Origin of the sequence: Geminicoccus sp., from assembly GCF_035556675.1 — a bacterium.
GTDB lineage: Bacteria > Pseudomonadota > Alphaproteobacteria > Geminicoccales > Geminicoccaceae > Geminicoccus.
Window position 1 is genome coordinate 1 of the sequence record NZ_DATMFZ010000310.1, and the last position, 4,777, is coordinate 4,777.

At 68.7% G+C, this 4,777-nt stretch carries 4 protein-coding genes; all 4 read left to right on the forward strand.

Features of this window, described 5'->3' with window-relative positions:
* Positions 1 to 193: 193 nt before the first annotated feature.
* The 4 genes from glpD to VNS22_RS21795 are packed head-to-tail and all read left to right on the forward strand — an operon-like array spanning position 194 to position 4,767.
* Positions 194 to 1,708: a glycerol-3-phosphate dehydrogenase gene (gene glpD / locus VNS22_RS21780; RefSeq protein ID WP_325736217.1), complete on the forward strand. Its 1,515-nt coding sequence runs from the start codon at positions 194 to 196 to the stop codon at positions 1,706 to 1,708.
* Complete coding sequence (locus VNS22_RS21785; RefSeq protein WP_325736219.1) at positions 1,705 to 2,787, forward strand: ABC transporter ATP-binding protein; 1,083 nt, start codon at positions 1,705 to 1,707, stop codon at positions 2,785 to 2,787. Before glpD ends, VNS22_RS21785 begins: the two co-directional genes overlap by 4 nt.
* A gap of 4 nt (positions 2,788 to 2,791) precedes the next feature.
* On the forward strand, positions 2,792 to 3,868 hold the full coding sequence (locus tag VNS22_RS21790) for an ABC transporter ATP-binding protein (RefSeq protein WP_325736221.1): 1,077 nt from the start codon (positions 2,792 to 2,794) through the stop codon (positions 3,866 to 3,868).
* A 26-nt stretch (positions 3,869 to 3,894) separates the two neighbouring features.
* The gene (locus VNS22_RS21795) at positions 3,895 to 4,767 is read left to right on the forward strand and encodes a sugar ABC transporter permease (RefSeq protein ID WP_325736223.1); all 873 of its coding nucleotides are present in this window, start codon (positions 3,895 to 3,897) and stop codon (positions 4,765 to 4,767) included.
* The last annotated feature ends 10 nt before the right edge of the window (positions 4,768 to 4,777 follow it).

Consider the following 4,777-nt stretch of genomic DNA (forward strand, 5'->3'; position numbering starts at 1 on the left):
GATTCCCGTTTTAATGTGCGTCAAGCGGATGCGTCCCGTTCGTTTTCGCCCAGCGAATTTTCGATTGTGAACCCGCGGCAAGCAGGATACGCCTCGAATCATCAGGGCGGCGAACAGCCGGGCACGACACGTTCCTTTTCGAGGCGGCACCGGCAACGGCCGCTCCTGGAGGAACTGTGGGGACGCGCGGGGTATGCAGGAAGAGTTCGACCTACTCGTGGTGGGCGGCGGCATCAACGGTGCCGGAATCGCCCGTGACGCGGCAGGCCGTGGACTGTCCGTGCTGCTCTGCGAGCAGGACGATCTCGCCGCCCATACCTCGTCCTGGTCGTCCAAGCTGATCCATGGCGGGCTGCGCTATCTCGAATATTACGAGTTCCGGCTGGTGCGCGAGGCGCTGCTGGAGCGCGAGGTGCTGCTGCGGGCGGCGCCGATGCTGGTGCGGCCCCTGCGCTTCGTCCTGCCGCACAGCCCGGAGCAGCGGCCGGCCTGGCTGATCCGGCTGGGCCTGTTCCTCTACGACCATCTGGGCGGCCGCCAGATCCTGCCGGCCTCGGGGCGCGCCCGCCTGGGCGACACGCCGGAAGGCCGCCCGCTCCAGGACTGGGTGAAGCAGGCTTTCTACTATTCGGATGCCCAGGTCGACGACAGCCGGCTGGTGGTGCTGAACGCGCTGGCGGCCCAGAGCCTGGGTGCGGAGATCCTGACCGGCACGCGCTGCCGCCATGCGGTCCGCGAGGGCCGGCGCTGGGTCGCCGAGCTGGAGGACCGGGCCAGCGGTGCGGTGCGCACGGTCCGGGCACGCGCCCTGGTCAACGCGGCCGGCCCCTGGGTGTCGGACTTCCTCCAGCACGACCTGAAGCTCGACACCAAGAGCCGGGTGCGCCTGGTCAAGGGCTCGCACATCGTGACCCGCCGCCTGCATGACGGGCCGCACGCCTACATCCTGCAGAACGACGACAAGCGCATCGTGTTCGTGATCCCGTGGCTGGGCGAGTTCAGCCTGATCGGCACGACCGACATCCCCTATGACGGCAAGCCGCAGGACGTGCGGATCTCGCCCGAGGAGACCGACTACCTGCTCCGGGTGGTCAACCGCCACTTCAAAAAGCCGATCGCCGAGAGCGACATCGTCTGGTCCTATGCCGGGGTGCGGCCACTCTACGACGACGCCTCGGCCAACCCGTCCGCGGTGACCCGGGACTACACGTTCGACCTGAACGCGCCGGACGGTGCCGCCCCGCTGCTCTCGATCTTCGGTGGCAAGATCACCACCTACCGGCGCCTGGCCGAGCATGCGGTGCAGAAGCTGGCACCGCTGGTCGGCATGGACCGGCCCGACTGGACCGCCGGCACGCCGCTGCCGGGCGGCGACCTGGCCGATCCCGACGCGTTCACGGCCGAATTGCGCCGTCGCCACCCCTGGCTGCCCGAGCGCCTGGCGAGGCGGCTGGTCGCGGCCTACGGCACGCGGGTCGCCCTGGTGCTGGGCGATGCGCAGCGCCTGGACGATCTCGGCCCCTGCTACGGCGCCGACCTGCACGAGGCGGAGGTCCGCTACCTGGTGGAACAGGAATGGGCCCGTACGGCCGAGGACATTCTGTGGCGCCGCAGCAAGCTCGGCCTCTTCCTCAGCGACGAGGAGGTGCAGCGCCTGCGGGCGCATCTGGATAAACCACACGCGGCATCGGCGGTGGACGCGGCATGAGCCTCCAGCTCCAGGGCATCACCAGAACGGTCGGCGGCAGCATCCATCTTCATCCGGTAGATGCCGTGCTCGAACCGGGGCTGCACGTGCTGCTGGGGCCGACCGGTGCGGGCAAGACCTCGCTGATGCGGCTGATGGCCGGGCTGGACGCGCCCACTGCCGGCCGGCTCCTCCAGGACGGGCAGGATGTGACTGGCGTCCCGGTGCGCCAGCGTAGCGTCGCCTTCGTCTACCAGCAGTTCATCAACTACCCCTCGCTCAGCGTGTTCGAGAACATCGCCTCGCCCCTGCGCCTCAAGGGCGAGGAGCGCGGCGCGATCGAGCGCCGGGTGCGCGAGGTGGCGAGCCTTCTCCATATCGACCATCTGCTGGACCGGCTGCCGGCGGAACTGTCCGGCGGCCAGCAGCAGCGCACCGCGATCGCCCGCGCGCTCGCCAAGGAAGCCCGCCTGCTGCTCCTGGACGAACCCCTGGTCAATCTCGACTACAAGCTGCGCGAGGAATTGCGCACCGAGCTGCGCGCCTTGTTCGAGCGGCGTGGTGCGGTGGTCGTCTATTCCACCACCGAGCCGCTGGAAGCGCTGACCATGGGCGGCTCGGTGCTGGTGATGCACGAGGGCCGGGTGCTCCAGGCGGGGCCGACCGCCCAGGTCTATCACCATCCGGCCTCCGAGGCGGTGGCGGAGGTGTTCAGCGACCCGCCGATGAACCTGGTGAGCGTCGAGGTGAAGGGCGGCATGGCGCGCTTCCCGCAGGGGCTGGAGCTGCCGCTCACCGGCCATCTGGGCACGCTCGAGGACGGTTCCTACCGCTTCGGCATCCGCGCGCTGCACCTGGCGCTGCGGCCCAAGCCGGGCCTCCCTTCCCTGCCCGCCCGGGTGGAGCTGGCCGACATTTCCGGCTCGGAGACCTTCGTCCACGTCCATGCCGAGGCGCTGGACTGGGTGGTGCAGGAGGAAGGCGTGCACGAGCATGGGCTGGGGGAGAAGGTGACCGTCTATCTGGACCCGACCCGGCTCTATGCGTTCGGGCCGGACGGCATGGTGCGGGCGGCACCGGTGCGCGGCCGGGGAGGCTGAGCTTATGGCGGAGATCACGCTGGCGGGCCTTGGGCACGCCTATCGTCCGGATCCCCGGCAGCCTTCCGACTTCGCGCTGCAGCCGATGGATTTCGCCTTTGCCGATGGCGGCGCCTATGCGCTGCTCGGGCCCTCGGGGTGCGGCAAGACCACGCTGCTCAACATCATGAGCGGCCTGCTCCGGCCCTCCCATGGCCGGGTGCTGTTCGACGAGCACGACGTGACGACGAAGTCGCCGGGCGAGCGCAACATCGCCCAGGTGTTCCAGTTCCCGGTCGTCTACGACACGATGAGCGTGTTCGACAATCTGGCCTTCCCCCTGCGCAACCGCGGCGTCGCCGAGCCGGAGGTGCGCAGCAAGGTCGAGGAAGTGGCGGCCATGCTGGAGCTGGGCCCGGACCTGCGCCGGCCGGCCAGGCGGCTGGGGGCCGATGCCAAGCAGAAGATCTCGCTCGGCCGCGGCCTGGTCCGCTCCGACGTGGCGGCGATCCTGTTCGACGAGCCGCTCACCGTGATCGACCCGCACCTGAAATGGCTGCTCCGGCGCAAGCTGAAGCAGGTCCATGAGCGCTACCGGCGCACGCTGGTCTATGTCACCCACGACCAGAACGAGGCGCTGACCTTCGCCGAGAAGATCGTGGTGATGCATGCCGGCCGGGTGATGCAGGTCGGCACGCCCCAGGAACTGTTCGAGCGGCCGGAGCACCGCTTCGTCGGCTGGTTCATCGGCTCGCCGGGCATGAACTTCGTGCCGCTGGAGCGCGACGGCGGTGGCCTGCGCATTCCCGGTACCGACCATGTGCTGCCGGACGGGCTGGTGGGGCCCGGCGAGGGCCGGGTCGAGCTGGGCATCCGCCCGGAGCATGTGCGGATCACCGGCAGCCCCAGCGCCGACGGCGTGCCGGTCGCGGTCGAGCGGGTCGAGGATCTCGGCAACTATGCGCTGGTGACCGCCAGGCTCGGCGACGCCACGGTGATGGCCAAGCTGTCCGAGGATGCGCCGGTCATGCCGGGCCAGGCCTTCCTGCGCCTGCCGCCGGCCTGGACCAGGCTCTACCTGGACGATCGCCTGGTCCACTAGAACGGGAACGACGGGGGAGGCTGGCCATGGACAAGATCGAGAACAACAAGGCCTGGTTCCTGGTCCTGCCGGTGTTCGTGATCGTCGCGATCTCGGCGATCATCCCGCTGATGACCGTGGTCAACTACGCCTTCCAGGACATCTTCAGCCCGCAGGAACGCTTCTGGGTCGGCACCGAGTGGTTCGAGAGCGTGCTGGCCGACGACGACCTCCATGGCGCGCTGATCCGCCAGTTCGTGTTCAGCTTCGTGATCCTGCTGATCGAGATCCCGCTGGGCATCGCCCTGGCGCTGGCCATGCCGGCGCGCGGCTGGCGGGCCTCGCTGTCGCTGGTGCTGATGGCGCTGCCGCTCCTGATCCCGTGGAACGTGGTGGGCACGATCTGGCAGGTGTTCGCGCGGGCCGACATCGGTCTCGGTGGCTGGCTCGTGAACGCGCTGGGCATCCCCTACAACTACACCAACGACCCGGTCGCCGCCTGGCTCACCATCGTGGTGATGGACGTCTGGCACTGGACGCCGCTGGTCGTGCTGCTCTGCTATGCCGGGCTGCGCGCCATTCCGGATGCCTACTACCAGGCTGCCGCCATCGACGGCGCCTCGACCTGGAAGGTGTTCCGCTACATCGAGCTGCCCAAGATGCGCGGCGTCCTGCTGATCGCGGTGCTGCTGCGCTTCATGGACAGCTTCATGATCTATACCGAGCCGTTCGTCGTCACCGGCGGCGGGCCCGGCAACTCCACCACCTTCCTGTCGATCCACCTCACCAAGATCGCGATCGGCCAGATGGACCTGGGCCCGGCCGCGGCGATCTCGATCATCTACTTCCTGATCATCCTGACGCTCAGCTTCGTGTTCTACAACGTCATGACCCGGATGGGCACGGGAGAGCGGGCATGAAGGCCAGGAG